The organism is Phytohabitans aurantiacus, from assembly GCF_027923225.1.
Classification (GTDB): Bacteria; Actinomycetota; Actinomycetes; order Mycobacteriales; family Micromonosporaceae; genus Phytohabitans; species Phytohabitans aurantiacus.
The window spans coordinates 137,829-163,659 of record NZ_BSDI01000013.1; the positions used below are offsets into that span (position 1 = coordinate 137,829).

Genomic DNA, 25,831 nt, shown 5'->3' on the forward strand with positions numbered 1-25,831 from the left:
CCGCTTGATCGACGTGTCATTTTGGTGAATAAAGTCTGATGTGGACACGACAACCGTGGCGATTATCGGTGCGGGGCCCGCTGGCCTCACACTAGCGAATTTATTACAAAGGTCCGGAGTGGACTGTGTGGTGCTCGAGCGGCGCAGCAGATCCTATGTGGAGCAGCGGCAGCGGGCGGGCGTCCTGGAGCACCGGGCGGCCCGGATGTTTCAGGAGTGGGGGCTGGGTGACCAGGTTCTCGCGGGCGTACCGGTCGACGGCCTGCTGGAGTTCCGGATAGACGGCGTGCCGCGGCACCTGGACGTACCGGCTCTGGTCGGTGGACGGCACAGCTGGCTGATGCCGCAGCAACTGCTGGTGCGACGGCTGATCGTGACGTTCGAGACCGGCGGCGGTGACCTGCGGACGGACGCGGAAGGCGTCGCTCTGCACGACATCGACGGGGACCGGCCGGTGGTCAGGTATCACGATGCGGCCGGAAGGAGCCGCGAGTTCGCGTGCGACTACGTGGCCGGCTGTGATGGATTTCTGGGGCTGAGCCGGCGCAGCGTGCCAGAGGGCGCCCTGCGCACGTACACGTACGACCACGGAGTCGGGTGGGTCACCGTGCTGGCCGACACGCCCGCGCCGCGCCACCCGTTGCTGGCGGTCAGCGAGTACGGGTACGCGGCGCAATTCCCCCGCGGTCCGCACGCCAGCCGGTACTACCTGGAGTGCGACCCCGATGAAGCGTCCGTGGCCTGGCCGGACGACCGGATCTGGAAGCAACTGCGACTCCGGCTGGGCGACGACGATCTTCCGATTGGGGAGGTCACCGCGACGTCCATGGTGAAGATGCGCAGCTTCGTTGTCGACCCGATGTCGTACGGGCGGCTGTTTCTCGTCGGCGACGCGGCGCATGTCATCACGCCGATGGGCGGCAAGGGCATGAACCTGGCGCTCTTCGACGCCGAGACGCTGGCCAGGGCGCTGCGCGCGGCGGTACAGGATGGCGATGGCGCGGCGCTGAGTGCCTATTCGGCGACCTGCCTGCGACGGACCTGGGATTATCAGGAATTCTCGCGGTGGCTGCTCGAAACGGTGCACGAGGCCGGAGACGCTTCGCGGTGCGGGCCGTTCCGCCGCGAATTGGCCCGCGCGCGATTGGAGCGGCTCTTCGAGTCTCCGGCGGCGGCCACCGCCTTCGCGGTGCTGCGAGCCGGCGTGGACTGACCGCCGCGATCAGGAGGCGGGCGTCCTCACCCCGTGCGGGCGGTCTCCATGGTGGGCGATTGGAGCTGCCGGCGGCCCGTCCGGGGTGAGCAGCAACTCGTGCAGCTCGGCGCTGACCTGCGCCACCTCTTCGAGGTGAGCGTTGTGGCCGAGCGACCGCGGGCGGGGGATGTTGACCTCGACGACCCGGCGCAGCCGACCCGGGCGCGCGCTGAGCACGACCACCCGGTCGGCGAGCAGCACCGCCTCGTCGATCGAGTGCGTGACGAACACCGTCGTGGCGCCCAGCTCCATGTGGATGCGCTGCAACTCGGCGGAGAGCTCCTGGCGGGTGAGCGCGTCGAGAGCGGAGAACGGCTCGTCCATCAGCATGACCTTGGGCTGCTGCATGAGTGCCCGGCACAGCGCCACCCGCTGCTGCATGCCGCCGGAGAGCTCGTGTGGCTGTCGCTTGTGGAAGTCGGTCAGGCCGACGATGTCGAGCAGTCGCATCGCCCGCTCGCGCTGGCCGCCCTCGCGCCAGCCGAAGATCTCCGCAGGGAGCAGCACGTTGTCGAGCACCGACCGCCAGGGCAGCAACGCCGGTCGCTGAAACATCATCGAGATGTCGCGCCGCGGCTTCGTGACACGGGAATCGGCGACGGCGACCTCGCCACTTGTCGGCGTGATGAGCCCGGCGATCAGCCTGAGCAATGTGGACTTTCCACAGCCAGACCGCCCGATCACCGCGACGAACTCGCCCTCGCCGACCGCGAGGTTGATGTTTCGCAGCGCCTCTACGGTGCCCGAGCGACCCCGGAAGGTGTGCGACACGCCGGACAGTCGAATCATCGTGCTTCTCCCAAATGTGGGGCCGCGTCGTCGGAGGTCAGGTTAGCCGGCCGAGCTTCTGGAGGGTACCGCGCCGTAATGGATCAACCCAATTCCGATCATGTGGATTCGACCGCTATCGTTCCAAACGTCACCGCACTGGAGGTGGGTCGTGGGAGTACTCGGCAAGGCCGCGGCCGCCGTCGCGGTGGCCTTGACGCTGTCCACCGCCGGTTGCGGGGGCGGCGACGCTGACGCGGGTAAGCCGGCGACGGAGAAGGTCACGTACCTGACCGGTGCCGGCGTGCAGGGCCGCGAGGCTTACGTCTACGTCGCCATCGAGAAGGGCTACTTCGCGGCCGCCGGGTTCGACGTCGAGGTGCGGCCGGGCAACGGCACCAACCAGAACCTGCAGCTCCTCCAGAGTGGACAGGCCGACTTCGCGGTCGTCGACATCACGGCGGCGCTCATCGAGTACGGCCGCGGCACCTTCACCGACTTCACCGTCGTGAGCGCGCTGCACCAGCGCAATCTCTCGTGCATCGCGGCGATCGCGGGCAAGGGCGTCGCGCAACCGCGCGACCTGGCCGGCAAGAGGATCGGATACCTTCCGGGCGGCGTGGTGAAGGCGCTCTTCGACGCGTACGCCGGACGGGCCGGCGTCGACGCCAAGTCGATCAAGTGGGTCAACATGCCGGCGCAACAGATGGCGCAGAATCTGGCCGCCGGCACCATCGACGCCGCCACCCAACTCGTGGTGGGTGCTCCCGCGATCGAGGCGGCCGCGAAGGGCCAGAAGGTCGTCGTGCTGCCGCTCAGCGACCACCTGCCCGACCTGTACGGCAACGGCATCGCGGTCGGCCGCGCGGCCGCCACGGACCAGCCCGAGCGGGTACGGCGGTTCAACGAGGCGGTGCTCAAGGGGCTCGCGGACGCGATCGCGGACCCGGCCGAGGCGGGCCGCATCTACGCCAAGTACCAGAAGATCCAACCACCCGCGGTGGCCGCGGCCGAGGTGCGGCTCATGGTGCCGTACGCGACCGGCGGCGCGGCGCTGGGCGCGCTCGACGAGGCGCGGATGACCCGCAACGTCGAGTTGGTCCATGGTGCGGGCGCGATGCCGAAGGTCGTCAAGCCTGCCGACGTCGTCTCGTTCGACCTGGCGCCGAAGGGCTGACATGCCGGAATCCCGGGACGGCCGGTGGTCGGCCGTCGCGGCGATCAGCCTGCCGATGGGTGGCGCGGTCGCCACTGTGGGCCTGTGGTGGCTGGTCATCGTCGCGTTCGGCATCGAGTCGTACGTGGCACCGACGCCGCCCGAGGTGGCCGCCGCGTTCGGCCGGATGCCCGGGTACCTGCTGGAGAACGCCTGGGTCACGCTGGTGGAGACGTTGCTGGGCTTCGCGATCACGGTCGTGGCCGGCGCGCTGGTGGGTGCCGTGATAGCCGGTTCCCGGTCGGTCGAGCGGGCGTTCATGCCCACCCTTGTCGCGCTCAACGCGGTGCCGAAGCTGGCCTTCGCGACACTCCTCATCGTGTGGATGGGGTACGGCCGCGGCCCCAAGGTCGCGATGGTGATTCTGATGTGTTTCTTCCCGATAGTGCTGGCCACCGCGACCGGCCTCACCCGCACGCCGGCCGAGTTGGTGGAGCTGGCGCGAGCGCTGTCCGCGTCCCGCTGGCAGGCGTTCGCGAAGATCCGGTTTCCCGCCGCGCTGCCGCAGGTCTTCGTCGGGTTGAAGGTGGCGATGCCGCTCGCCGTCATCGGTGCGCTCGTGGGCGAGCTGTTCGGTTCCACGGCTGGGCTCGGGTTCGTGATCCAGACCGCCGGCGCCGACACAGCGCTCAGTTTCGCCGCGATCGTGCTGCTCGCACTGATGAGCATCGTGCTCTTTTACGCGCTCGTCGCGGTGGAGCGGCTGCTCGTGCCCTGGGTACCGGAGACCACCGCCTGACCCGTAGGGTCTATGCGTGCGAAGCCCTAGCATGACTTACTCATTCAACAATGACGACGCCGAGGCCGGCGACCGGCACAACTACCTCTCCACCGTGTGTGACGAGTTCTCCTTCGCTCGACTGTCCACAGTGGGTAGTTTGGCCGGGAAGCGGTGCCTGGAGGTGGGCGCGGGCGGCGGGAGCGTGGCGGCCTGGCTGGCCGATCGGGCCGGGCACGTGCTTGCGACCGACATCAACCCCAAGCACGTGCCGGACGGCGCCGGATACGAGGTGCTGCGGCACGACCTGGTCACCGAGCCGGTGCCCGATGGCCCGTGGCACCTGATCCACGCCCGGATGGTGCTGCTGCACATCCCGGAGCGGCGCGAGATCCTGCCCAGGCTCGCGGCCGCGCTGGCGCCCGGCGGCGCGTTGGTGATCGAAGACTGGGACACGTCGTTCGGCAAGCTGGTCCTGGACGCGCCCGACGCCAGGACGGCCGATCTGGTCAACGACTACCAGGACACGTTGATCCAGACCATCATGCCGAGCCGCGGCAACGATCCGGGCTGGGCGACCGAGGTGGGTGCCGCCATGAGCGCCGCCGGTCTGGTCGATGTGGACACCGAGATCCACGCCCGGTCGTGGCGGGGTGGCAGCGCCGGCGCGATGCTGATCGAGGTGAACACCCGCCAGCTCTGGGCCGACTTCCTGAACGTCGGTTGGACCGAGGAGCGGCTCGACGAGCTGTGCCAGGCCGTCGCCGACCCACGGCTGGTCGTGCGCGGCCACTTCGCGTACTCCACGATCGGCTACCGGCCCGCCTGACGCCGCACGAGACAGGGCGTCTCTCCCGTCGTTCCAAACGACCGGGAGGGACGCCCTGATTGTGTGCGGCGGCGGTGTCAGCCGGCGATTTCGCGGGCCCACGGCAGGAGCAGGCGCTCCGCCAGCACGGTGAGGTAGTACAGGCTGACGCTGATGCTCGCGAGCAGCACGATCGACGCGAAGGCGAGCGGGGTGTCGAGGCTCGCGCCAGATAGTGCGATGACCGAGCCCAAGCCGCGATCAGGATTCTGGATCTCCGCCACCACCGCGCCGATGACGGCCAGCGTGATCGCGACCTTGAGTCCCACGAAGATGTGCGGCAGCGCCCACGGCAGGCGGATCTTGAGGTACGCCTGCCACCAGGACGAGGACAGCGCGCGGCTCAGCTCACCCAGGTCGGACGGCGTGGAGGTGAGGCCGGACATCGAGGCCACCACGACGGGCAGGAAGCAGATGACGATGACCAGTGCGATCTTCGGGCCCCGGCCGAAGCCCAGCCACACCACGAGCAGCGGTGCGAGCGCCACCTTCGGTATCGAGTTCAACGCGACGAGAAGCGGCATCGTGGCGCGCTCGATGGTGCGGGACGCGGACAGGATCATCGCGACGGCGATCGCGCCCAGGCAGGCGGCACCATAGCCGATCATGATCGTGGTGAATGTGGCCCACGCCTGCTCGAGCAGGAAGGCGGGCTGCTCGAGGAAAGATTCGACGATCTCGGGCGGCGCCGGGAGGATGATGGAGGTGCGCGAGGCGCTCGCGATCTCACCACACGTGCCGCTGATGATGACCGACGCGCGCCACCGCGACCAGGTCAAGCAGGTGCTGGTCAACGTCGTCGAGCACGCCATGGTCATGCTGCGCGGCGAGCGCGGCAGGGGCGCTCCCGCCCCCGTGGGCTAGCCCTTCCCCGTGATCATTGCGTCATTCAAGTCGCTCTTATGACTTGAATGACGCAATGATCACGGAGGGGGTCAGTCGACAGGCAGGCGGTAGCCGCGCTTCACCACGGTCTGGACGACGCCCGGTGCGCCCAGACCTGCCCGGAGGCGGGCCACCGCCATCTCCACCGCGTGCTCATCGGCGCCCCGCGGCAACGTACGCAGCAGCGCCGCCCGCGAGAGCACCCGCCCCGGCGTACCCGCCAGTGCCCGCAGCACCGCCATCGGCGCCGGCGCCAGCGGCCGCAGCTCGCCGTCGACCACGGCGGCGTGGCCCCGAAGCGTCAGCACGTGACCGGCCACCTTGAGGTTCACCGCCCGCTGCGGCAGCTCGTCGACGATCGTGCGAACCAGCGCGCCGAGCCTGGCCCGCGTCGGCGCCACCACCGGCACCCCGTACCGGCGCAGCGGCGCCGCCGTGACCGGACCGACGCAGGCGGCCATCACGTCGGAGCGCAGCGCGTCGAGCACCGCGTCACCGCCCGCCCCGGCGGCACGCAGCAGCGCGCCAACGGCGGGCGCCGACGTAAACGTGACCGCGTCGACGAGCCGGCCGGTGACCAGGTCGACCAGGCGGTGCAGGGGAGCGGGGTCGGTCGGCGGCGCCCAGCGGTACACGGGCACCTCGATCACGGTCGCCCCGGCGGCCTCCAGGGCGGCCGTGCACTCCGGCTGGCGCTCGCCGTGCAGTTGCATGGCGACCACTTGCCCGGCGACGCCGCGCTGCTGGAGGTGCTCGATCACCTCGTCGCAGCTCTCGCCGGGCGCCGACCACTCGTCGTGCAGGCCGGCGGCCCGGATCGCGCCGCGCGCCTTGGGCCCGCGAGCCACGATGTAGGCGCCGCCCAGCACCGACTTCAACGACTCGGCCAGCCCCCAGCCCTCGGCGGCCTCCAGCCAGCCGCGCATGCCGATGCCGGTGTTGGCCATCACCACGTCGGGCGGGGATTCGAGGCACGCGCGGGTCGCAGCACGCAACTCGGTGTCGTCGGCGAGCGGCACGATGCGCAGCGCTGGTGCCAGTACGACCCGGGCGCCGCGCCGCTCCAGCAAGGCGGCCAGCTCGTCGCGACGCCGGTCGGCGGTCACTCCGACCGTGAAGCCGGAGAGTTCGTCGGACATTAGCGCGAGATCTCGATCATGTCGTCGCGCAACCGGACGTTGTAGACGGGTACGGACACCCCGGGCTCGTCGAGGCACTCGCCGGTGCGCAGGTCGTACACCTGCTTGTGCAGCGGGGAGGCGACGGTCGGCGCGTCGCCCCGGGTGCCGACGATGCCCCGCGACATCACGTAGGCGCCGGCGATCGGGTCGCGGTTGCCGATGGCGTACAGGCTGCCGTCGAACGTACGGAAGATGGCCACCTGCTCGCCGCCGACGAGCGCGGCCACGCCGCGTTCCGGATCCACCCGGTCGTACGGGCAGACGACTGTCCACTGTTGAGTAAGTGTGTCCGTCATTGGCGTGCTCCCATGGTCGGAAGGCCGAGCGTCACCGGGCGGCGCTCTCCCAGAGCCGGGACCGGCTGCCCGCGCTCCACCTCGAAGCTGATCGAGGGGTCGGGGGTGTCCGGCGCGTTGACGAAGGAGGTGAAGCGCCGGACTCGCTCGGGGTCTTCGATGGTCGCCCGCCACTCGTCCTCGTACGCGCCGACGTGCTGGGCCATCGCGGCGTCCAGCTCGTCGCAGAGACCGAGGGAGTCGTCGACGATGACCGCGCGCAGGTGGTCGAGGCCGCCCTCCATGGCCTCGATCCACGCCGCGGTGCGCTGCAGCCGGTCGGCGGTGCGGATGTAGAACATCAGGAACCGGTCGATCAGCCGGACCAGCTCCTCAGTGGACAGATCGCTGGCGAAGAGGTCGGCGTGGCGCGGGCGGAAGCCGCCGTTGCCGCCGACGTACAGGTTCCAGCCGTTGTCAGTGGCGATGACGCCGAAGTCCTTGCTGCGCGCCTCGGCGCACTCCCGGGCGCAGCCGGACACCGCCGACTTGAGCTTGTGCGGGGCGCGCAGCCCGCGGTACCGCAGCTCCAGCGCGACCGCCAGCCCGACCGAGTCCTGCACGCCGTACCGGCACCACGTGCTGCCGACGCACGACTTGACCGTGCGCAGCGCCTTGCCGTACGCGTGACCCGATTCGAACCCAGCGTCGACCAGCCGGCGCCAGATCTGGGGCAACTGCTCGACGCGCGCGCCGAACAGGTCGATCCGCTGGCCACCCGTGATCTTCGTGTACAGGTTGAAGTCGCGCGCCACCTCGCCGATGACGATCAGCTTCTCCGGCGTGATCTCGCCACCGGGAATGCGCGGCACCACAGAGTAGGTGCCGTCCTTCTGGATGTTGGCGAGGAAGTGGTCGTTGGTGTCCTGCAGCGCGGCCTGCTCGCCATCCAGGATGTACCCGCTGCCGAGCGCCGCCAGGATCGACGCCACCGCCGGCTTGCAGATGTCGCAGCCCCGCCCGCGCCCGTGCTCGGCGACGAGCTGCGAGAACGTCCGGATGCCGCGCACCCGGATGATCTCGAACAGCTCCTGCCTGCTGTGGTCGAAGTGCTCGCACAGCGCCTTCGACATCTGTACGCCGGAGACGGCCAGCAACTGCTTGAGCATCGGTACGCAGGAGCCACAGCTCGTGCCGGCGCGAGTACACGACTTGATCGCGCCCACGTCGGTGCAGCCCTCGTGGATCGCGCCGATGATCTGGTCCTTGGTGACGGCGTTGCAGGAGCAGACCTGCGCGCTGCCCGGGAGCGCGGCGATGCCGGCTCCGGTGCCGCCGCCCTCGGACTCGGGCGCGAGCAGCGCGAGCGGCGGGCCGGGCAGCGCGCCGCCGACGCTGGCGCGCAGCGTCGGGTACGCCGTGGCGTCGCCGACGAGAACGCCGCCGAGCAGGGTCTGGGCGTCGTCGGAGAGCACGAGCTTCGCGTACACCCGGGTGGCGGGGTCGGTGAACGTCACGTCGAGGCAGCCCTCGGTGGTGCCGTGCGCGTCGCCGAAGGACGCCACGTCGACACCGAGCAGCTTCAGCTTGGTCGACAGGTCGGCACCGGGGAACGTCGCCTGGCCGCCGAGCAGCCGGTCGGCCACCACCTCGGCCATCGCGTACCCGGGTGCGACCAGGCCGTAGCAGAGCCCGTCGACCGCGGCGCACTCGCCGATCGCGAAGATCCGGTCGTCGGAGGTCTGGCAGGTGCCGTCGACGAGGATGCCGCCCCGGTCGCCAACCGCGATACCGGCGGCGCGCGCCACGTCGTCGCGCGGCCGGACGCCCGCCGCGACCACCACGATGTCCGCCTGGATCCACTCGCCGTTCGACAGCGTCAAACCGTGTACGTCACCGTCGTTACGGGGGCGGATCGCCGTCGTCGCGGCACCGGTGTGCACCTTGACGTCCAGGTCCTCGACGTACCGCCGCAGCATCGCGCCGCCCGCCTCGTCGACCTGTACCGGCATCAGCCGCGGCGCGAACTCGATCACGTGCGTCGACAGGTCGAGCAGGCGCAGCGCGTTGGCCGCCTCGAGACCGAGCAGGCCGCCACCGATCACGGCACCCGTGCGCTTGCCCTTGGCGAAGTCGCGGATCGCCTCAAGGTCGTCGAGCGTGCGGTACACGAAGACGCCGGACAGGTCCCGGCCGTCGATCGGTGGCACGAAAGGGTAGGAGCCCGTCGCGAGTACCAGGGCGTCGTACGGGTACTCGCCGGCACCCGTCACGGCCACCCGCCGCTCGCGGTCGAGGCTGACCACCGGCTCGCCGAGCCGCAGGTCGACCTCGTCGTCCGGGGTGTGCAGGCTCAACTCCTCGGGGCTCACCCCGTCGAAGAACGCCGACAACCGCACCCGGTCGTACGCCGGCCGGCCCTCTTCGGCGAGGACGGTGATCCGCCACTCGCCGGTGGTGTCGCGGGAGCGCACCGCTTCCACGAACCGCTGGCCGACCATGCCGTTGCCGACGACCACCAGGTTTTTCATGCGGCGACCTCCGTCGAGTCCACAGTGGAAAGCCATTCGACGATGCCCTCCACGGCGTCGCGGCACGTGCCGCAGCCCGTGGTGGCCCTGGTCGCGGCGACCACGTCGTCGACGGACCGCGCACCGGAGCGCCAGCAGCGCACCAGTGTTCCCTTGGTGACCGTGTTGCACTGGCAGACCGTCACGGCGTCGGGCATGAGCGCCGGCGACTCCGCCGTCACCGCCGCGCCACCGCCGATGGCACGGCCGAGCAGCAGAGCACGACGGTCGACCGGCACCGGAGCGCCACGGTCGAAGAGCTGGATCACCGTGCCGATCGCCGGGTTGTCGCCGAGCATGATGGCGCCGGTCAGCCGTTCGTCGACGATCGTCAGCTTCGCGTACGTGCCGCGGACGGGGTCGGCGAAGCTCAGCTCCTCCGCCACGGCACCCTCGGGCGCCGGGTTACCCATGGCGGCGAGATCGATGCCCGCGGCCTTGAGCCGCGTGACCACCGGAAGCGGCCGGTACCGTGCCGTCGGGTCGTCGCCGGCCAGCACGCGGGCGACGATCCGTGCCTGCTCCCACGCGGGCGCCACCAGGCCGCTGACCACGCCATCGTGCTGGGCGCAGTCGCCGATCGCGGAGATCGCCGGGTCGCTGGTGCGCATCCGGTCGTCGACCACGATGCCCCGCTCGACGGTGAGGCCGGCGGTGCGGGCCATCTCGGTTTCGGGCCGCACGCCACAGGCCACCACCAGCAGGTCGGCGGTCAGCTCGCGGCCGCCGGCGAGGCCGAGCGTCACGCTGTCGGGGCCGGCGGTCACGGACGACGCCATCGCGTCGAGGTGGGCGGTGATGCCGATGCCGGCCAGTGTCCGCACCAGCACGGCGCTCGCGCCGGGGTCCAGCTGGCGCTCCATCAGGTGCCCGACCGCGTGCACGACCTGCACGTCCAGGCCGCGGGCCGCGAGGCCACGCGCGGCTTCGAGACCGAGCAGACCGCCACCGAGTACCAGGGCCGTGCGCGCGCCGTCAGCGGTGGCGAGGATCCGCCGGCAGTCGTCGAGCGTGCGGAACACCGCCACCCGGTCCGGCAGGTTCGTGGTGTCCAGCCCCGCGAGCGGCGGCACGAGGGCGCGGCTGCCGGTGGCGAGTACCAGGTGGTCGTACTCGATCTGCTCGCCATCGGCGGTGGTGAGCTGGCGCGCGGCGCGGTCGACGGCGGTGACCGTGACCCCGGGGCGCAGGTCGATCCCGTGGCCGGCGGCCTCGGTGATCTCCACGTCGCGCTCGCCCACCTTGCCGGCGAGGACGCTGGACAACATGATCCGGTTGTAGGCCCGGTGCTGTTCCGCACCGAGCACGGTGATCTTCATGTCGGTGCCACGGTCGCGGAGCTCGGCGGCGAGCCGCGACCCCGCCATCCCGTAGCCGACAATCACTACCTTCATGCCAATTCCACCTTGACTGCGCACACCTTGAACTCCGGCATTCGAGACGTCGGGTCGAGGGCGTCGCTCGTCAGTGAGTTGGCCCGGGCCGCGCCGCCCCAGTGGAACGGCGCGAAAACTGTGTCCGGCCGGATCGTCTCGGTCAGGCGGGCGGGAGCCCGCATCTGACCGCGCCGGCTGGTGACCACCACCTCGTCGCCGTGCTCGACGCCGAGGCGGGCGGCCAGGTCGGGGTGCATCTCCACGAACGCGTTCGGCGCCGCCTTGCGCAGCGGGCCGATGCGCCGGGTCTGCGCCCCGGACTGGTACTGGGCCAGCACCCGGCCCGTCGTGAGATAGAGCGGGTACTCCGCGTCGACCTCCTCGGCGGCGGGACGGTGCTCGACCGGCAGGAACCGCGCCCGGCCGTCTGGAGTGGCGAAGGTGTCGACGAAGAGCCGCGGCGTACCCGGTTGGTCCACCGATGGGCACGGCCAGAACACGCCGTCCTCAGCGTCGACCCGCTCCCACGTCACGCCTGCGTAGTCGGCCGTGCCCCCAGCCGAAGCACGCCGCAGCTCCTCGAACACGGCGCGCGGCTCGGTGGTGAACCGGTCGCCGGTGCCGAGCCGGGAGGCCAGCTCAGCGATCACCGCCAGGTCCGTCCTCACTCCTGGCGGTGGCTCTCGGAGGGCGTGGCGCCGCAGCACCCGCCCCTCCAGGTTGGTCATCGTGCCGTCTTCCTCGGCCCACTGGGCGGTGGGCAGCACCACGTCGGCGAGCGCCGCGGTCTCGGACAGCACGAAGTCGGAGACGACCAGCAGGTCGAGGCTCCTGATGCGCTCCTCGATGTGCGCGGCGCGCGGCGCCGACACGACCGGGTTGGAGCCGAAAACCAGCATGGCCTTCGGGCCGCCCGGCGTGCCCAGCGAGTCGAGCAGCTCGTAGGCCGACACACCGGGGCCGGGCAGCTCGTCAGGGTCCACGCCCCACACCGCGGCCACGTGGGCACGCGCCGCCGGGTCGTCGATCTTCCGGTACCCGGGCAGCTGGTCGGCCTTCTGCCCGTGCTCGCGCCCGCCCTGCCCGTTGCCCTGGCCGGTGAGGCAGCCGTACCCCGATCCCGGCCGTCCGGGCAGGCCGAGCGCGAGCGCCAGATTGATGTACGCGGTGACCGTGTCGACGCCCTTGGCGTGCTGCTCGGCGCCGCGCGCGGTCAGGATGATGGTCTTTCCGCCGCTCGCCAGCGCGCGGGCGGCGGCCTCCAGGTCGGCGACCGGCACGCCGGTCATCCGCTCGACCCGGGCCGGCCAGTAGCTCGCGACCGTGCGCCGCACGTCGGCGAACCCGGTCGTGCGGGCGGCGATGTAGTCCTTGTCTATCCAGCCTTCGCTGAGCACGATGTGCAGCAGCGCGTTGGCGAGCGCCAGATCGGTGCCCGGCGTCGGCTGGAGGTGCAGGGTGGCCTGCCGCGCGGTCGTGGTGAGCCGCGGGTCGATGACGATCAGCGTGCCGCCGCGCTGCTTCTGCTCGGTGAGGTAGCGCGCGAACGGCGGCATCGTCTCGGCCACGTTGGCGCCGACGAGCAGCAGCGTGTCGGCTTCGCCGATGTCACTGAGCGGGAAGGGGAGGCCCCGGTCGACGCCGAACGCCTTCATGCCCGCCGCGGCCGCCGACGACATGCAGAACCGGCCGTTGTAGTCGATGTTCTTCGTACGCAGGCCGACGCGGGCGAACTTGCCCAGCGCGTACGCCTTCTCGTTGGTGAGGCCACCGCCACCGAAGACCGCCACGGCGTCCCGGCCGTGCTCGTCCTGGATCCTCCCGATCGCGCCGGCGATCTTGTCGAGGGCCTCTTCCCAGGTGGCCGGTCTCAACGCGCCGTCTTCTCTGACGAGTGGCGTCAGGAGACGGTCGGGGTGGTCGAGCAGCTCCGCCGACGTCCAGCCCTTCTGGCACATGCCGCCCCGGTTGGTCGGGAACTGCCTGGCCAGCACCTCGGTTTTTCCCTCCGGGGTGGCCCGAAGAGTCATGCCGCACTGCAGGGCACAGTACGGACAATGTGTGGCGACCTCCCGGGTCGCCGTCACCGCCTCCGCACCGCCTGTCATGTCTCGAAGCGTGCCGAGCAGCGGTTTCGCCACCGCGTCCCGATTGTTTCGAGCCTGCTAAGAGAGGTTCACTAGCCCTGTTGGCAGACGGTCAGCCCTTCCTGGACGGCGGTTGGCTTGGGGTGACACCTGGTCATACCGGCGGTACGCTTCAGCGCATGACCAAGAAGGTGACGCTGTCGTTCCCGGACGACACCATCGAGGAGGCGCGCCGCTTCGCGAAGCGCGAGGGGCTCTCTTTGTCCGCCTGGATGGATCAAGCCGCCCGCGAAAAGGCGCTCCGCGAGGTCTTCACCGCGCACGCTGCGGCGGTCAACCGTGCCGGCTTCGACCTGGAAGCCGACGCGCTCGCCGACGAACGCGAAGTGGCGATGGTCGACGCGGCGATCTTCCGTGCTTCGTAGGGGCGAGATCTGGCGGGTGGAGGGCGCCCGCGAGCGGCTCGGCCTCGTGATCAGCTCAGACGTCTACAACAGCACCGACGTGCCGATCGTCGTGGTGGCCGAGGTGGTGGAGGAGGAGTTGCTGCGCGACTCGCCGCTCGCTGTGCAGATGGGCCAGTACGTGGTGATGCCCGATCGGCTGTCGTCGCCGATGAAAAAGTGGTTCACCGAGTGCGTCGACTACGCAGACACCGACACCATGAACAAGGTCGCCCGAGCCCTACGCATAATCCAAGACCTCTAACCCGCCCGCCGCGCGGCGCGCCGCGCCGCGTTGCGGGGGCCGCGCCGGCCCCGCGCCCCGCGCGCTCTCTTGCGCCGATCAAGGGCAGATGCACGCGCTTTGATCGCAAAACCGCGTGTTTTCGCCCTTGATCGATGCGACCTTCCTTGATCGCGGCGGCCGTCGGCGTCGTCGCGCGCCCGCGCCGCCGGCGGGCGGCCCTGGGGGCGTTCGGCCCGTACGCCGCGCCGTACGCGGGAGGGCGTCGCCGGTCGATGCCGCAAGTTCCGGGATAACGCGGCATCCCGTAGGGTGCGGGGCCGCAAGTTCGGCGAAGTTGCGGCATCAAGCGATCACCAGCGGACCCAGCCCGGCAGCGCTACACGCTCGCACAAGCCCTTGCACCGCGTTGTCCGCACCGCGTTGTCCGCACCGCGTTGTCCGCACCGCGTTGTCCGCACCGCGTTGTCCGCGCACCGCGCCGCGCCGATCAAGGGCATTCGCATCGATCAAGGGCGAATACACGCGGAAAGAGATCCAACCGCGTGTGTTCGCCCTTGATCGGCGCAAGCGGCGTGGCGACACGCCGTGCCGCGCTCGCCAGGCGGCGCCTGCACGCGGATCGGAGATAGAACCGCGTGCGTTTGCCCTTGATCGGCGAAAAGAGGCCCCCGCCGCGCGGGGCGCGGCGGGGGTAACGGGGGCGCACGGCGGCGGGCCGCCGAGGGGGTGGAGCCGGCCAGCGGGTGGAGCTAGACGGTGGCGTGGGCCAGGCTGGGGACCTGGGCGACCAGGACGCGGCGGCGCATGTAGCACCACCAGGTGACGAACAGGCAGGTCGCGTACATCACGCCGAACCAGGTGAAGGCCGTCGTGATACCGCCGGTCGCGGTGTAGGAGTCGGAGATCGCGCGAGGCAGGTAGAAACCGCCCACCGCGCCGATCGCGCCCGCGATGCCCAGGGTCGCCGCCGACTCCCGCTTGGCCGTGGCCAGGTCGGGGGACTTCGCCGCGAAGATCGCCGGGATCATCCGGTACGTCGAGCCGTTGCCGGCACCGGCTGCCGTGAAGAGCAGCCAGAACGAGGCCAGGAACAGGCCCATGCTCTTGTTGTTGGCCGCGGTCACCACGCCGTACGAGCCGATGCCCATGAGGGTGAAGCAGACGGCGGTGACCCGAGCGCCGCCCACCTTGTCGGAGAGCCAGCCGCCGACGGGGCGGGCGAGGGAGCCGATCAGTGGGCCGCTGAACGCCAACGTGATCGTGGCCGCCCCGATGTGCGCGGTGGGCGCGTCAGGGAACTGCAGCTTCAGGACCAGCGGAAACGTCGCCGAGTACCCGAGGAACGAGCCGAACGTGCCGATGTAGAGGAAGGACATGATCCATGTGTGCAGCCGCTTGACGGTGGCGAACTGGGCCTTGAAGGGTGTCTTCGCGACCGCCAGGTTGTTCATGAAGAAGCGCGCGCACACCGCCGCGGCCAGTACCAGTGGCAGCCACATGAGCCCGCCGTACACCAGCCCGACCGCCAGCACCATCGGCACGAAGAGCTGCATGGTGCTGATGCCGATGTTGCCGCCGGCCGCGTTGAAGCCGAGCGCGGCACCCTTCTTCTTCTCCGGATAGAAGAAGGAGATGTTCGTCATGGAGGAGGCGAAGTTGCCACCACCGAAGCCAGCCGTCGCGGCGAGCGCGAGCACCACCCAGTACGGCGGCTTCGCGGTGATCGCCACCGTCAGGCCGGCGATCGGGATGAGCAGCAGCAGGGCGCTGATCATGGTCCAGGTGCGCCCGCCGAGGCGGGTGACCGCGAAGGTGTACGGGATGCGCATCAGCGCGCCGATCAGGTTGGGCAGTGCCACCAGCCAGAATCGCTGGTCGACCGAGTACGGGAACTGCGACGCCGGCAGCGCGACGACGACCACGCTCCAGATCGTCCAGACCGAGAACCCGAGGTTCTCTGCGAAGATTGAGAAGATTAGGTTACGGCGTGCCACTTTGCGGCCGGTCGTGGCCCAGAAGGTCTCGTCCTCGGGGTTCCAGTCGGTGATCCACCGGCCCTTCGCGGCCGGAGCAGCCGCGGCAGCCGCGGGAGGGGTCAGTGTCGTACTCATGACGAGCAAGTTATGGAGGAGATTTTGCCGCCGGGTTCCACCGGATGTACCCGGGGTGTAAAACTCGGCCTACCAGCCAGGCCGTCAGGGTTGTGAGGAGGACGGTCCGGCCCACTTTGACCCTGGTGCGGGCGACCGGGTATTGTTGCCTGCTGTTGTGCTATGCCGTGAGCGCTGCCCCCGTAGCGGCGGACCCAGCATGCGCCCCAGTCCGACGACGAGACAAGGTAAACCTGTGCGTACGTACAGCCCGAAGCCGGGTGAGATCGAGCGTCAGTGGCACGTCATCGACGCCGCTGACGTCGTTTTGGGCCGTCTGGCGACCCACGCCGCCACGCTCCTGCGCGGCAAGCACAAGCCGACCTTCGCCCCGCACGTCGACACCGGCGACTTCGTGGTGATCGTGAACGCTGGCAAGGTGGCGCTGACCGGCAACAAGCGCGCGACGAAGGTCGCCTACCGCCACTCCGGCTACCCGGGCGGTCTGAAGCAGGTTGGCTACGAGGAGCTGCTTGCCAAGCGCCCCGACCGGGCCATCGAGCTGGCCGTTCGTGGCATGCTCCCGCACAACCGGCTCGGCCGTAAGCTGATCAAGAAGCTGAAGGTGTACGCCGGCCCAGAGCACCCGCACACGGCCCAGCAGCCGGTGCCGTTCGAGATCAAGCAGATCGCGCAGTGAGCGCGGGCGAAGGAAACAGCATGACCGACACCATCGTCCCGACCCCGCCGGCCGCCGACGTCGCTCCGGTGACGGTGGCGCGCGTGCCGCGCGGCGACCGGCCGATCCAGACGGTGGGCCGCCGCAAGGAGGCCATCGTCCGGGTGCGCATCGTTCCGGGCACCGGCAAGGTGACCTGCAACGGTCGCGACATCGAGGAGTACTTCCCGAGCAAGGTTCACCAGCAGCTCATCCGCGAGCCGCTGGTGACCGCCGAGAAGGCGGAAGCTTTCGACATCATCGCCAACCTGCGGGGCGGCGGCATCACCGGTCAGGCTGGCGCGCTGCGCCTGGGCATCGCGCGGGCGCTCTGCGTCAACGACGTCGACGACCGGCCGGCGCTGAAGAAGGCCGGCTTCCTCACCCGTGACGCGCGGGTCAAGGAAAGCAAGAAGTACGGCCTCAAGAAGGCCCGTAAGGCGCCGCAGTACTCCAAGCGCTGACACGCTTGCACGCCTGATCGGACGGCCGGCCCGCCCCCCATCCGGGGCCGCGGTGCCGGCCGTTTCGCTGCCGCCGTACCGGCGCTCCCCCTGGAAGGCTTACGCGCATGGGTCGTCTCTTCGGCACCGATGGAATCCGTGGCCGGGCCAACGCGGACCTCACGCCCGAGCTCGCTATGGCGGTCGCGATGGCGGCGGCGCGGACGCTCGCCGAGTCCGACCGCAGCCACCCGCCGCTCGCGGTGGTCGGTCGCGACCCGCGCGCCAGCGGCGAGATGCTGGAAGCCGCCGTGGTGGCGGGCCTCACCAGCGCCGGCGCCAACGTGGTACGTGTCGGCGTGCTGCCCACTCCCGGCGTGGCGTTCCTCACCGCCGAGGCCAAGGCCGACCTGGGGGTCATGCTCTCCGCCTCGCACAACCCGATGCCGGACAACGGCATCAAGCTCTTCGCCGCTGGCGGGCACAAGCTGCCCGACGAGGTCGAGATGACGATCGAGGCGGCGGTGGAGAGGGGCGCTGGCGGTGCCCGGCCGGTGGCCGGCGGTATCGGCCGCGTGCACGACCTGCTCGACGGCACCGACCACTACGTACAGCACCTCGTCGGCACGGTCCCGCACCGGCTCGACGGCCTGAAGGTCGTGGTCGACTGCGCCAACGGCGCCGCGTCCGAGGTCGCGCCGGCCGCGTACGAGGAAGCCGGCGCCGAGGTCATCGCGATCCACGCCGAGCCGGACGGGCTCAACATCAACGACGGCTGCGGCTCGACCCATCTGGAGCCGCTGAAGGCCGCCGTCCGCGAGCACGGCGCCCACCTGGGTATCGCGCACGACGGCGACGCCGACCGGTGCCTGACCGTCACGGCAGACGGTGCTGAGGTCGACGGCGACGAGATCATGGCGATCCTGGCGCTCGCGATGCGTGACGCGGGCGCGCTGACCGCCGACACGCTGGTCGCGACCGTGATGAGCAACCTCGGGCTGCGGCTCGCGATGGCAGAGGCGGGCGTCCGCCTCGTCGAGACCAAGGTCGGCGACCGGTACGTGCTGGAGGAGCTGCGCGCGTCGGGGCTCGCGCTGGGCGGTGAGCAGAGCGGGCACGTCGTGATGCCGGCGTACGCCACGACCGGCGACGGCATCCTCACCGGGCTGCACCTGATGGCACGGATGGCCGCCACCGGCCGGTCGCTCGCCGACCTGGCGTCCGTGGTCACCAAGCTGCCGCAGGTACTGATCAACGTGCCGGTCGGCGACCGTCAGGCGGGCGCCTCGGCGCCCGAGGTGCTGGCGGCGACCGCCGAGGTCGAGGCCCAGCTGGGCGCGACCGGCCGCGTGCTGCTCCGCCCGTCGGGCACGGAGCCGCTGGTGCGGGTCATGGTCGAAGCGGCGACGGTCGACACCGCCCGCGAGGTGGCCGAGCGCATCGCGGCGGTGGTCCGCGAGGCGTCCCCGGCTAAGAGCTGAGGCGGCGGACCGCTTCCTCGATGACTTCGGGGCGCTTGCAGAAGGCGAACCGCACCAGGTGCTGGCCGGCCGCCGTGTCGTCGTAGAAGACCTCGGTCGGCACCGCCACCACACCGCTGCGCTCGGGCAGCGTGCGGCAGAACGCCATGCCGTCGGTCCCGCCCAACGGGGTGATGTCGGTGGTCACGAAGTACGTGCCCTCGGACGGCAGCACGCCGAACCCAGCGGCGCTCAGACCGGCAACGAGCTGATCCCGCCGCTGCTGGAGGCCGGCGCGGAACTCCTCGTAGTAGCTGTCGGGCAGGCCCAGCGCCACGGCGACGGCGGGCTGGAACGGCGCGCCGTTGACGTACGTGAGGAACTGCTTGACCCGCATCGCGGCGGTCACCAGGTGCGCCGGGCCACTCGCCCAGCCGATCTTCCAACCAGTACACGAGAAGGTCTTGCCGGCAGATGAGATGCGCAACGTGCGGTCGCGCATGCCGGGCAGCGTGGCCAGCGGGATGTGCGGCGCCGCGGCGTCCGTGAAGGCCAGGTGCTCGTAGACCTCGTCGGTGACCGCATAGGCCCCGTGCTCCTGGCACAGCTCCGCGACGAGCGCCAGCTCGGCCGGGGTGAAGACCTTGCCGGTGGGGTTGTGCGGCGAGTTGAGCAGCACCAGCTTGGTGCGCGGGCCGAACGCCGCCCGCAGCGCGTCGGGATCGAACTCGTACCACCCGGAAGCGCCGGGCCGGAGCGTGACCGGCTTGCGCACCGCGCCCGCGAGCGCGATGGAGGCGGCGTACGAGTCGTAGTAGGGCTCGAAGCAGACCACCTCGTCGCCGGCCTCGCACAGGCCCAGGATGGCCGCCGCGATCGCCTCGGTGGCTCCGGCGGTGACCAGCACCTCGCCATCCGGGTCGTACTCGAGCCCCCAGAACCGCCGCTGATGAGCCGCGACAGCCGCGCGCAGCGCGGGGATGCCCGGTCCCGGCGGGTACTGGTTCTGGCCGCCGCGCAGCGCCTCGGCCGCCGCGGCGAGCATCTCGGGCGGGCCGTCGGTGTCGGGGAAGCCCTGGCCGAGGTTGACGGCGCCGGTGCGCACCGCGAGCGCCGACATCTCCGCGAAGATCGTGGTGCCGAAGGGCCGCATCCGCTGGACGCCGACCTCGTAAGCCGTGGTCACGGGTCGAGCCTAGCCAGGCAGCACGAGCTTGGTGCAGGTCGCGGTGGCGAAGGTGCCGGAGGCGGACTTCTTGGCCACCTCTTTGCCGCCGATGGTGAGGCGGCAGTTGACGGCGCCGTTCGACCGGAGACCGCGGGTGGCGGTGACGGTGGCCAGGGCGGCGCTGTCGTCGAGGGTCAACTCCAGCCGCCACGGCAGCTCGACGTCGGACTCCTGCACCACGGTTCGCCCGTCCTGCTTGACGTACACGATGGTGGCCGGGCCTTCGCCGGTGACCTCGTAGACCACCTCGCGGCCACCGTCGCCGTCCGGCTCCTTCGACGGCGGCTCGTTGGTGGGCTCCTTGGCGGGCCGGTCGGCGTAGCCGGTCGGCGTGCTGACCGGGTCATCCGGGGCGTTGTTCTGGTTGACCAGCAGCACGCCGGCCACACCGCTGCCGCCGCAGAGCAGCACGGCAAGCACGATCACGACGGCCAGCAAGGGGCCGTTCGAGCGTCTGGGCCGCGGCGGTTGCGGCGGCTCGTACATCGGCTGGGTATAGGTCATCGGATGACACGGTCTTGCACTCTGACCGGATTCGGCAAGTCGGGTGTCCGATTGTTCCCAGCTGTTCGTCAAACGCTCATGTCGGATGCGCGATAAGGCGACTTTCGAGCAAGCACGATGAGCGATTCTTCGCTACGCTGCGGAGCATGTGTGGAATCGTGGGGTACGTCGGCGGGCGGCCGGCGCTGGGCATCGTGATGGACGGGCTGCGACGGCTGGAATACCGCGGGTACGACTCGGCGGGTGTCGCGGTCGTCGCCGCCGACGAGGTGCTCACCGAGAAGCGAGCCGGCAAGCTCGCCATCCTGGAGAAGGCGCTGGCCGAGGGCGACATCGCCGGTATCGCCCAGGGCACCACCGGCATCGGGCACACCCGTTGGGCGACCCACGGCGGTCCCACCGACCGTAACGCCCATCCGCACCTCGCCCGCGACGGCCGGGTAGCGGTGATCCACAACGGCATCATCGAAAACTTCGCGAAGCTGCGCGCCGAGCTGGAGGCGGACGGCGTCGAGTTCACCAGCGAGACCGACACCGAGTGCGTGGCGCACCTGCTGGCCCGCGAGATGATCGGCGACGGTGCCCAGGCGCTCGCCGAGGGCATGCGTCGCGTCTGCCGGCTGTTGCAGGGCGCGTTCACGCTGCTCGCCGTGTCGGCCGACGCGCCCGGAGCGGTGGTCGGCGCCCGGCGCAACTCCCCGCTGGTGGTCGGTCGTGGCGAGGGTGAGAACTTCCTCGCCAGCGACGTGTCCGCGTTCATCGAGCACACCCGCGAGGCGGTCGAGCTGGGCCAGGACCAGGTCGTGCTGATCACCGCGGACGGCATCGAGATCACCGACTTCGACGGCGAGCCGGCCACCGGCCGCGACTTCCACATCGACTGGGACGCCTCAGCCGCCGAGAAGGGCGGCTACGACTACTTCATGCTCAAGGAGATCGCCGAGCAGCCGGATGCCATCGCGGACACGCTGCTCGGGCGGCTCAAGGAGAACGGCGACATCGTCCTCGACGAGGTTCGCCTCAGCGACCAGGACCTGCGCGACGTCGACAAGGTCTTCATCGTCGCCTGCGGCACCGCGTACCACGCCGGCATGGTCGCCAAGTACGCCATCGAGCACTGGACGCGCATCCCGTGCGAGGTCGAGCTGGCCAGCGAGTTCCGGTACCGGGACCCGGTGCTCGACCGCTCGACGCTGGTCGTGGCGATCAGCCAGTCCGGCGAGACCATGGACACGCTGATGGCGCTGCGGCACGCCAAGGAGCAGAAGGCCCGCGTGCTCGCCATCTGCAACACCAACGGGTCCACGATCCCGCGCGAGTCCGACGCCGTGCTCTACACGCACGCCGGCCCGGAGATCGCGGTCGCCTCGACCAAGGCGTTCCTGACCCAGCTGATCGCCTGCTACCTGGTCGGCCTGCACCTCGCACAGGTGCGGGGCATCAAGTACGCCGACGAGGTGGCCGCGGTCGTCGAGCAGCTCCAGCGGATGCCCGGCAAGGTCCGCGAGGTACTGGAGACCATGGAGCCGGTGCGTGAGCTGGCCCGGTCGCTGGCCGACGCCAAGAGCGTGCTCTTCATCGGCCGCCACGTCGGATACCCGGTCGCGCTCGAAGGGGCCCTCAAGCTCAAGGAACTGGCGTACATGCACGCCGAGGGGTTCGCCGCCGGCGAACTCAAGCACGGCCCGATCGCGCTGATCGACCAGGGCTGCCCGGTCGTGTGCGTGGTGCCGTCGCCGGCTGGGCGGGGCGTCCTGCACGACAAGATCGTGTCGAACATCCAGGAGGTGCGCGCCCGGGGCGCCCGCACGATCGTGATCGCCGAAGAGGGCGACACGGCTGTCGAGCCATACGCGGATCACCTGGTCCGGGTGCCGCGCACGCCGACACTCCTCGCGCCCCTGGTGACCACCGTGCCGCTGCAGGTGCTCGCCTGCGAGATCGCCGCGACCCGCGGCCACGACGTCGACCAGCCCCGCAACCTCGCAAAGAGCGTGACAGTCGAATAAGCCGTGATCAGGGCGTCCCTCAAGTAAACCCAAGCCGGAATTCGGGTCGTTCGCCGTCGTCGGCCACTACGGCTCCTAGCAGGATCCGAAGGTGACCTGGGGCAACTTGAGGGACGCCCTGATCACGGCGGTGGGGCCGATAAGGTGAACGCGTGATCGTGGCTGTCGGCATCGACGTCGTCCTGGTCGACCGGTTCACCAGCGCGCTCGCCCGCACCCCGCTGCTCGCCGACCGCCTCTTCACCGAGGCCGAGCGGCTCACGACCTCGGGCAACCCGCGCTCGCCGGAGTCGCTGGCCGCCCGGTTCGCGGCCAAGGAAGCGGTCGCCAAGGCGCTCGGCGCTCCCACCGGCCTGCACTGGCACGACTGCGAGATCGTCTCGGACCCCGACGGCCGGCCCTGGCTGACCGTCGGGGGCACGGTCGCCGACGCGGCCGCCGAGCGCGGCATCACCCGCTGGCACCTGTCCCTCTCCCACGACGGCGGCATCGCTTCGGCGATGGTGGTGGCGGAACGGCTCCCGGAGGAAACCTCATGAGGCACGCGTGGCGGGTCAGCGACGTGCGAGCGGCCGAAGAGGCGCTCATGAAGACGGTGCCCGAGGGCACGCTCATGCAGCGCGCCGCCGCCGGGCTCGCGCGCCGCTGCGCGCTCCTGCTCCGCGAGCGGGGTGGCGTGTACGGGGCACGCGTGCTGCTGCTCGTCGGCGCGGGCAACAACGGTGGCGACGCGCTGTACGCCGGTGCCCGCCTCGCCGAGCGCGGTGCGGCTGTTCGCGCGCTGCTGCTGGCGCCCGAAAGGGTGCACCACGGCGGCCTGGCCGCGCTCGAACGGGCCGGTGGCCGAGTGGTCGACGCGGTGCCGCACGACATCGATCTCGCCGTGGACGGCATCGTCGGCCTGGGCGGCTCGGGCGGGCTGCGCGAGGGCGCCGCCGAGGTGGTCGAAGAGCTGCACGCGCGCCGCACGCTGATGGTCGCCGTCGACATCCCGAGCGGCGTCGAGGTCGATACCGGCGGGGTACGCGGGCCGGCGGTACGCGCCGATGTGACCGTCACGTTCGGGTGCCTCAAGCCGGCACTGTTCGTGGGGGCGGCGGCGCCGTACGCCGGTGAGGTGGAACTGGTCGACATCGGGCTCGGGCCGTGGCTGCGGGCCGACGCCGCGCTCGCGATACCGGACCGCGCCGACATCGACGCGTGGTGGCCGCGCCTGGGTGCCACCTCTGAGAAGTACACCCGTGGCGTGGTGGGCATCGCGACCGGCTCGGCGACGTACCCGGGTGCCGCGGTGCTCTCCGTCGGTGGCGCGCTCGCCGGCCCCACCGGCATGGTCCGGTACGCCGGCAGCGCGGCCGGTCACGTGCTGCGGCAGCACCCGTCGGTGATCGCCACGAAGCGGGTCGCCGACGCCGGCCGGGTACAGGCATGGGTCTGCGGTTCCGGCCTCGGTACCGACGAAGCCGCCGCCACCGAGCTGCGCACCGTGCTCGCGACCTCGCTACCGGTGGTCCTAGATGCCGACGCGCTGACCCTGCTGGTCGGCGGCCGGATGGCCGATCAGCTTCGCGGCCGCGACGCGCCGATCGTGGTGACCCCGCATGACCGGGAGTTCGCCCGGCTGGCCGGCGGCGACCCGGGCCCGGACCGGGTGGGCGCGGCTCTGCGGCTGGCCTCGTGGATGAACGCGGTCGTGCTGCTCAAGGGCGATCGCACGGTGGTCGCCACCCCGGCCGGCGAGGCGTGGGCCAACCCGACAGGCACGCCGGCGCTGGCCACCGGCGGTACTGGTGACGTGCTGGCCGGGTTGCTCGGTTCGCTGCTCGCGGCCCGGCTGCCCGCCGAGCGAGCCGCGGTCGCGGCCGCGTACCTGCACGGCCTCGCCGGCCGGGAAGCGGCCCGCCGCGGTCCGGTGACCGCGGCGGACGTCGCGCTGGCTCTACGCGACGTGGTGCCGCTGTCCTAGCCCTCTACTTACGGAGGGCGTATTCGGCGATCTCGCCGAAGTCGACGAAGACGCAGGTCTCGTTGCCCACGACCTCCGCGTTGTGCCCCGGGTGGATCGCGACGACCTCGCCCGGTACCAGTTCCTGCTCGCTGCCGTCGGCCATGATTACTCGCATCCGGCCCTCGAGCACGTAGCCCATGTGGGAGACCTGGCACAGATCGCCGCCCACGATCGGCTTGACGTTGCCCTCCCACGACCAGCCCGGCTCGAAGTGCCCGCGAGCCACGGTCTTGCCCCCGACCGTGCAGAAGTCGGCCCAGCCCTTGCCTTCAAATTCGCGCGTCTCGTCCGGCTTGTCGAAAGTCTTGACCTCGATGCTCTTCTTCACGGCATCCACCCCCAACTGCGCAGGCTGACCGGAGCCTCCCCTACCCGGTTCCCCCCTCGGGAACGTCTCAACAGATGGACGGTAACCACCGGTTGCGTAGGCATGTCAAGGCTCCGTCACCGCATGATCGCGGAGTGTGGCCGCTTGGCCGATGACAGACCGCTCAGGAGGAACTCGACGCGCTACGGGGCCGCAATGGGGACATTTCCGTCTCCTTGGCTAAGTAGTGCGGGCGGCGCTTGGCCTCGTAGTACAGGCGGCCGATGTACTCGCCGATGATGCCGAGCAACATCATCTGGATTCCGCCCAGCCCGATGACACTGACGATGATCGTCGTGTAGCCGGGCATGTCGATGCCGCGCACCATCGCGCTCACCACGACCCACGTCATGTACGCGACGGCCAGCAGCGTCAGCGCCAACCCGCCGTAGATCGCGAGGCGCAGGGGGCGGTTGTTGAAGGAGAGCAGCCCGTCGAGCGCGTAGTTGAAGAGCTTGCCGAAGGTCCATTTGCTGCGGCCGCCCTGGCGGGACTCATTCGTGTAGGCGAACACGACCGTGTTGAAGCCGATCCACGAGTAGATTCCCTTGGAGAACCGGTTGGCTTCCGGCAGCGACAGGATGGCGTCGACCGCCCGCCGGGAAAGCAACCGGAAGTCGCCCGCGCCGTCGACCAGCTGCACGTCGACAAGTCTGTTGACCATGCGGTAGAAGGCACGCGAGGCGAGCGTGCGGAAGAACTGGTCGCCCCTGCGGTCGCGGCAGGCGATCACCTGGTCGTAGCCCTGCTCGTACAGCTCCACCATGCGCGGGAGCAGGTGCGGCGGGTGCTGGAGGTCGGCGTCCATGATCACGATCGCCTCGCCGGTGGCGCGTTCAAGGCCAGCCAGCATGGCCGCTTCCTTGCCGAAGTTTCGGCTGAGCGACGTGTACTTGACCGACGAATCGCGCGCGGCGAGCTCGCGCAGGGCTACTAACGTGCCGTCGTCGCTGCCGTCATCGACGAACACGATTTCGACATCCGCGGTCAACGATTGCACGGCGAGGGTCACCGCGGAGTGGAGGCGATCGATGCTCGCCTCTTCGTTGAAGCACGGCACCACGACAGACAGGCGCATTCTGAGATGTTACGTGGCCGGTCAGTAGGCTGAAGAG

General features: G+C 70.4%; 24 protein-coding genes and 1 pseudogene. 13 read left to right on the forward strand and 12 right to left on the reverse strand.

The window, feature by feature from the left end; genetic code table 11:
• The first annotated feature begins 55 nt into the window (after positions 1–55).
• Positions 56–1,213 (forward strand): 4-hydroxybenzoate 3-monooxygenase, encoded by a 1,158-nt coding sequence (locus QMG73_RS16140; protein WP_281896603.1) that lies wholly within the window; start codon positions 56–58, stop codon positions 1,211–1,213.
• A 9-nt stretch (positions 1,214–1,222) separates the two neighbouring features.
• Here QMG73_RS16140 and QMG73_RS16145 read toward each other — a convergent pair whose 3' ends face one another.
• Positions 1,223–2,044 (reverse strand): ABC transporter ATP-binding protein, encoded by an 822-nt coding sequence (locus tag QMG73_RS16145; protein ID WP_281896299.1) that lies wholly within the window; start codon positions 2,042–2,044, stop codon positions 1,223–1,225.
• Between the two features lie 151 nt (positions 2,045–2,195).
• Here QMG73_RS16145 and QMG73_RS16150 point away from each other — a divergent pair, with 151 nt between their 5' ends.
• Genes QMG73_RS16150 through QMG73_RS16160 form a run of 3 tightly spaced genes read left to right on the forward strand, consistent with a single transcriptional unit; the run spans position 2,196 to position 4,786 of the window.
• On the forward strand, positions 2,196–3,200 hold the full coding sequence (locus QMG73_RS16150; RefSeq protein WP_281896301.1) for an ABC transporter substrate-binding protein: 1,005 nt from the start codon (positions 2,196–2,198) through the stop codon (positions 3,198–3,200).
• 1 nt (position 3,201) lies between these two features.
• On the forward strand, positions 3,202–3,978 hold the full coding sequence (locus QMG73_RS16155; protein ID WP_281896304.1) for an ABC transporter permease: 777 nt from the start codon (positions 3,202–3,204) through the stop codon (positions 3,976–3,978).
• A gap of 31 nt (positions 3,979–4,009) precedes the next feature.
• Positions 4,010–4,786 carry a class I SAM-dependent methyltransferase gene (locus QMG73_RS16160; protein WP_281896307.1) on the forward strand — a complete coding sequence of 259 codons (777 nt, stop codon included), beginning with the start codon at positions 4,010–4,012 and terminating at the stop codon, positions 4,784–4,786.
• Positions 4,787–4,863: 77 nt separating this feature from the next.
• On the opposite strand, the gene QMG73_RS16165 is transcribed toward QMG73_RS16160, so the two are convergent.
• Positions 4,864–5,433 (reverse strand): ABC transporter permease, encoded by a 570-nt coding sequence (locus QMG73_RS16165; RefSeq protein WP_281896308.1) that lies wholly within the window; start codon positions 5,431–5,433, stop codon positions 4,864–4,866.
• Positions 5,434–5,521: 88 nt separating this feature from the next.
• On the opposite strand from QMG73_RS16165, the pseudogene QMG73_RS16170 reads away from it, so the two are divergent.
• A pseudogene (locus QMG73_RS16170) lies at positions 5,522–5,689 on the forward strand (ATP-binding protein); the annotation flags it as partial.
• Between the two features lie 71 nt (positions 5,690–5,760).
• On the opposite strand, the gene QMG73_RS16175 reads toward QMG73_RS16170, so the two are convergent.
• From QMG73_RS16175 to QMG73_RS16195, 5 genes are read right to left on the reverse strand one after another with little or no spacing between them, the layout of a single operon-like run.
• Positions 5,761–6,849 carry a uroporphyrinogen-III synthase gene (locus tag QMG73_RS16175; RefSeq protein WP_281896309.1) on the reverse strand — a complete coding sequence of 363 codons (1,089 nt, stop codon included), beginning with the start codon at positions 6,847–6,849 and terminating at the stop codon, positions 5,761–5,763.
• Positions 6,849–7,187 (reverse strand): nitrite reductase small subunit NirD, encoded by a 339-nt coding sequence (nirD, locus tag QMG73_RS16180; protein ID WP_281896311.1) that lies wholly within the window; start codon positions 7,185–7,187, stop codon positions 6,849–6,851. Before nirD ends, QMG73_RS16175 begins: the two co-directional genes overlap by 1 nt.
• Complete coding sequence (gene nirB, locus QMG73_RS16185) at positions 7,184–9,697, reverse strand: nitrite reductase large subunit NirB (RefSeq protein ID WP_281896312.1); 2,514 nt, start codon at positions 9,695–9,697, stop codon at positions 7,184–7,186. The genes nirD and nirB overlap by 4 nt, the downstream gene beginning before the upstream one ends.
• Positions 9,694–11,130, reverse strand: coding sequence for an FAD-dependent oxidoreductase (locus QMG73_RS16190; RefSeq protein WP_407676807.1), 1,437 nt, complete (start codon positions 11,128–11,130; stop codon positions 9,694–9,696). Before QMG73_RS16190 ends, nirB begins: the two co-directional genes overlap by 4 nt.
• A complete protein-coding gene (locus QMG73_RS16195) occupies positions 11,127–13,220 on the reverse strand; it encodes a molybdopterin oxidoreductase family protein (protein WP_281896313.1) in 2,094 nt (697 codons plus the stop codon). Before QMG73_RS16195 ends, QMG73_RS16190 begins: the two co-directional genes overlap by 4 nt.
• 158 nt (positions 13,221–13,378) lie before the next feature.
• On the opposite strand from QMG73_RS16195, the gene QMG73_RS16200 reads away from it, so the two are divergent.
• Together QMG73_RS16200 and QMG73_RS16205 are read left to right on the forward strand one after the other, a co-directional pair.
• Positions 13,379–13,624 carry a DUF6364 family protein gene (locus QMG73_RS16200; protein WP_281896315.1) on the forward strand — a complete coding sequence of 82 codons (246 nt, stop codon included), beginning with the start codon at positions 13,379–13,381 and terminating at the stop codon, positions 13,622–13,624.
• On the forward strand, positions 13,614–13,907 hold the full coding sequence (locus tag QMG73_RS16205; RefSeq protein ID WP_281896318.1) for a type II toxin-antitoxin system PemK/MazF family toxin: 294 nt from the start codon (positions 13,614–13,616) through the stop codon (positions 13,905–13,907). The genes QMG73_RS16200 and QMG73_RS16205 overlap by 11 nt, the downstream gene beginning before the upstream one ends.
• Before the next feature lie 731 nt (positions 13,908–14,638).
• Here QMG73_RS16205 and QMG73_RS16210 read toward each other — a convergent pair.
• Positions 14,639–16,000, reverse strand: a complete 1,362-nt coding sequence (locus tag QMG73_RS16210) for an MFS transporter (protein ID WP_281896321.1) — start codon at positions 15,998–16,000, stop codon at positions 14,639–14,641.
• Between the two features lie 235 nt (positions 16,001–16,235).
• Between QMG73_RS16210 and rplM the strand changes: the two genes are divergently transcribed.
• The 3 genes from rplM (at position 16,236) to glmM (ending at position 18,621) form a co-directional block, all read left to right on the forward strand.
• A complete protein-coding gene (gene rplM / locus QMG73_RS16215; protein ID WP_281896323.1) occupies positions 16,236–16,679 on the forward strand; it encodes a 50S ribosomal protein L13 in 444 nt (147 codons plus the stop codon).
• 20 nt (positions 16,680–16,699) lie between these two features.
• Entirely contained in the window at positions 16,700–17,161 is a 462-nt protein-coding gene (rpsI, locus tag QMG73_RS16220) for a 30S ribosomal protein S9 (RefSeq protein WP_281896325.1), read from the forward strand.
• Positions 17,162–17,268: 107 nt separating this feature from the next.
• On the forward strand, positions 17,269–18,621 hold the full coding sequence (gene glmM / locus QMG73_RS16225) for a phosphoglucosamine mutase (protein ID WP_281896327.1): 1,353 nt from the start codon (positions 17,269–17,271) through the stop codon (positions 18,619–18,621).
• Here glmM and QMG73_RS16230 read toward each other — a convergent pair.
• Both QMG73_RS16230 and QMG73_RS16235 read right to left on the reverse strand, forming a co-directional pair.
• Positions 18,611–19,753 carry a pyridoxal phosphate-dependent aminotransferase gene (locus QMG73_RS16230; RefSeq protein WP_281896607.1) on the reverse strand — a complete coding sequence of 381 codons (1,143 nt, stop codon included), beginning with the start codon at positions 19,751–19,753 and terminating at the stop codon, positions 18,611–18,613. The two genes, glmM and QMG73_RS16230, sit on opposite strands and share 11 nt — an antisense overlap.
• Before the next feature lie 42 nt (positions 19,754–19,795).
• A complete protein-coding gene (locus QMG73_RS16235; RefSeq protein WP_281896330.1) occupies positions 19,796–20,332 on the reverse strand; it encodes an MmpS family transport accessory protein in 537 nt (178 codons plus the stop codon).
• 146 nt (positions 20,333–20,478) lie between these two features.
• Here QMG73_RS16235 and glmS point away from each other — a divergent pair, with 146 nt between their 5' ends.
• The 3 genes from glmS (at position 20,479) to QMG73_RS16250 (ending at position 24,307) form a co-directional block, all read left to right on the forward strand.
• Positions 20,479–22,341 carry a glutamine--fructose-6-phosphate transaminase (isomerizing) gene (gene glmS / locus QMG73_RS16240; protein WP_281896332.1) on the forward strand — a complete coding sequence of 621 codons (1,863 nt, stop codon included), beginning with the start codon at positions 20,479–20,481 and terminating at the stop codon, positions 22,339–22,341.
• Positions 22,342–22,493: 152 nt separating this feature from the next.
• Positions 22,494–22,880, forward strand: coding sequence for a holo-ACP synthase (locus QMG73_RS16245; RefSeq protein ID WP_281896334.1), 387 nt, complete (start codon positions 22,494–22,496; stop codon positions 22,878–22,880).
• Complete coding sequence (locus QMG73_RS16250) at positions 22,877–24,307, forward strand: NAD(P)H-hydrate dehydratase (RefSeq protein ID WP_281896336.1); 1,431 nt, start codon at positions 22,877–22,879, stop codon at positions 24,305–24,307. Before QMG73_RS16245 ends, QMG73_RS16250 begins: the two co-directional genes overlap by 4 nt.
• A 4-nt stretch (positions 24,308–24,311) precedes the next feature.
• On the opposite strand, the gene QMG73_RS16255 is transcribed toward QMG73_RS16250, so the two are convergent.
• The gene (locus tag QMG73_RS16255; protein ID WP_281896338.1) at positions 24,312–24,677 is read right to left on the reverse strand and encodes a cupin domain-containing protein; all 366 of its coding nucleotides are present in this window, start codon (positions 24,675–24,677) and stop codon (positions 24,312–24,314) included.
• Between the two features lie 163 nt (positions 24,678–24,840).
• Positions 24,841–25,794: a glycosyltransferase family 2 protein gene (locus QMG73_RS16260; RefSeq protein ID WP_281896340.1), complete on the reverse strand. Its 954-nt coding sequence runs from the start codon at positions 25,792–25,794 to the stop codon at positions 24,841–24,843.
• Positions 25,795–25,831: the final 37 nt, after the last annotated feature.

Coding starts and splice junctions, on each gene's coding strand:
- QMG73_RS16145 (WP_281896299.1), bottom strand. CDS start 2,044: ATGATTCGACTGTCCGGCGTGTCGCACACCTTCCGGGGTCGCTCGGGC.
- QMG73_RS16155 (WP_281896304.1), top strand. CDS start 3,202: ATGCCGGAATCCCGGGACGGCCGGTGGTCGGCCGTCGCGGCGATCAGC.
- QMG73_RS16160 (WP_281896307.1), top strand. CDS start 4,010: ATGACTTACTCATTCAACAATGACGACGCCGAGGCCGGCGACCGGCAC.
- QMG73_RS16165 (WP_281896308.1), bottom strand. CDS start 5,433: ATGATCGGCTATGGTGCCGCCTGCCTGGGCGCGATCGCCGTCGCGATG.
- QMG73_RS16175 (WP_281896309.1), bottom strand. CDS start 6,849: ATGTCCGACGAACTCTCCGGCTTCACGGTCGGAGTGACCGCCGACCGG.
- nirD (WP_281896311.1), bottom strand. CDS start 7,187: ATGACGGACACACTTACTCAACAGTGGACAGTCGTCTGCCCGTACGAC.
- nirB (WP_281896312.1), bottom strand. CDS start 9,697: ATGAAAAACCTGGTGGTCGTCGGCAACGGCATGGTCGGCCAGCGGTTC.
- QMG73_RS16190 (WP_407676807.1), bottom strand. CDS start 11,130: ATGAAGGTAGTGATTGTCGGCTACGGGATGGCGGGGTCGCGGCTCGCC.
- QMG73_RS16195 (WP_281896313.1), bottom strand. CDS start 13,220: ATGACAGGCGGTGCGGAGGCGGTGACGGCGACCCGGGAGGTCGCCACA.
- QMG73_RS16200 (WP_281896315.1), top strand. CDS start 13,379: ATGACCAAGAAGGTGACGCTGTCGTTCCCGGACGACACCATCGAGGAG.
- QMG73_RS16210 (WP_281896321.1), bottom strand. CDS start 16,000: ATGAGTACGACACTGACCCCTCCCGCGGCTGCCGCGGCTGCTCCGGCC.
- rpsI (WP_281896325.1), top strand. CDS start 16,700: ATGACCGACACCATCGTCCCGACCCCGCCGGCCGCCGACGTCGCTCCG.
- glmM (WP_281896327.1), top strand. CDS start 17,269: ATGGGTCGTCTCTTCGGCACCGATGGAATCCGTGGCCGGGCCAACGCG.
- QMG73_RS16230 (WP_281896607.1), bottom strand. CDS start 19,753: ATGCGGCCCTTCGGCACCACGATCTTCGCGGAGATGTCGGCGCTCGCG.
- QMG73_RS16235 (WP_281896330.1), bottom strand. CDS start 20,332: ATGACCTATACCCAGCCGATGTACGAGCCGCCGCAACCGCCGCGGCCC.
- glmS (WP_281896332.1), top strand. CDS start 20,479: ATGTGTGGAATCGTGGGGTACGTCGGCGGGCGGCCGGCGCTGGGCATC.
- QMG73_RS16250 (WP_281896336.1), top strand. CDS start 22,877: ATGAGGCACGCGTGGCGGGTCAGCGACGTGCGAGCGGCCGAAGAGGCG.
- QMG73_RS16260 (WP_281896340.1), bottom strand. CDS start 25,794: ATGCGCCTGTCTGTCGTGGTGCCGTGCTTCAACGAAGAGGCGAGCATC.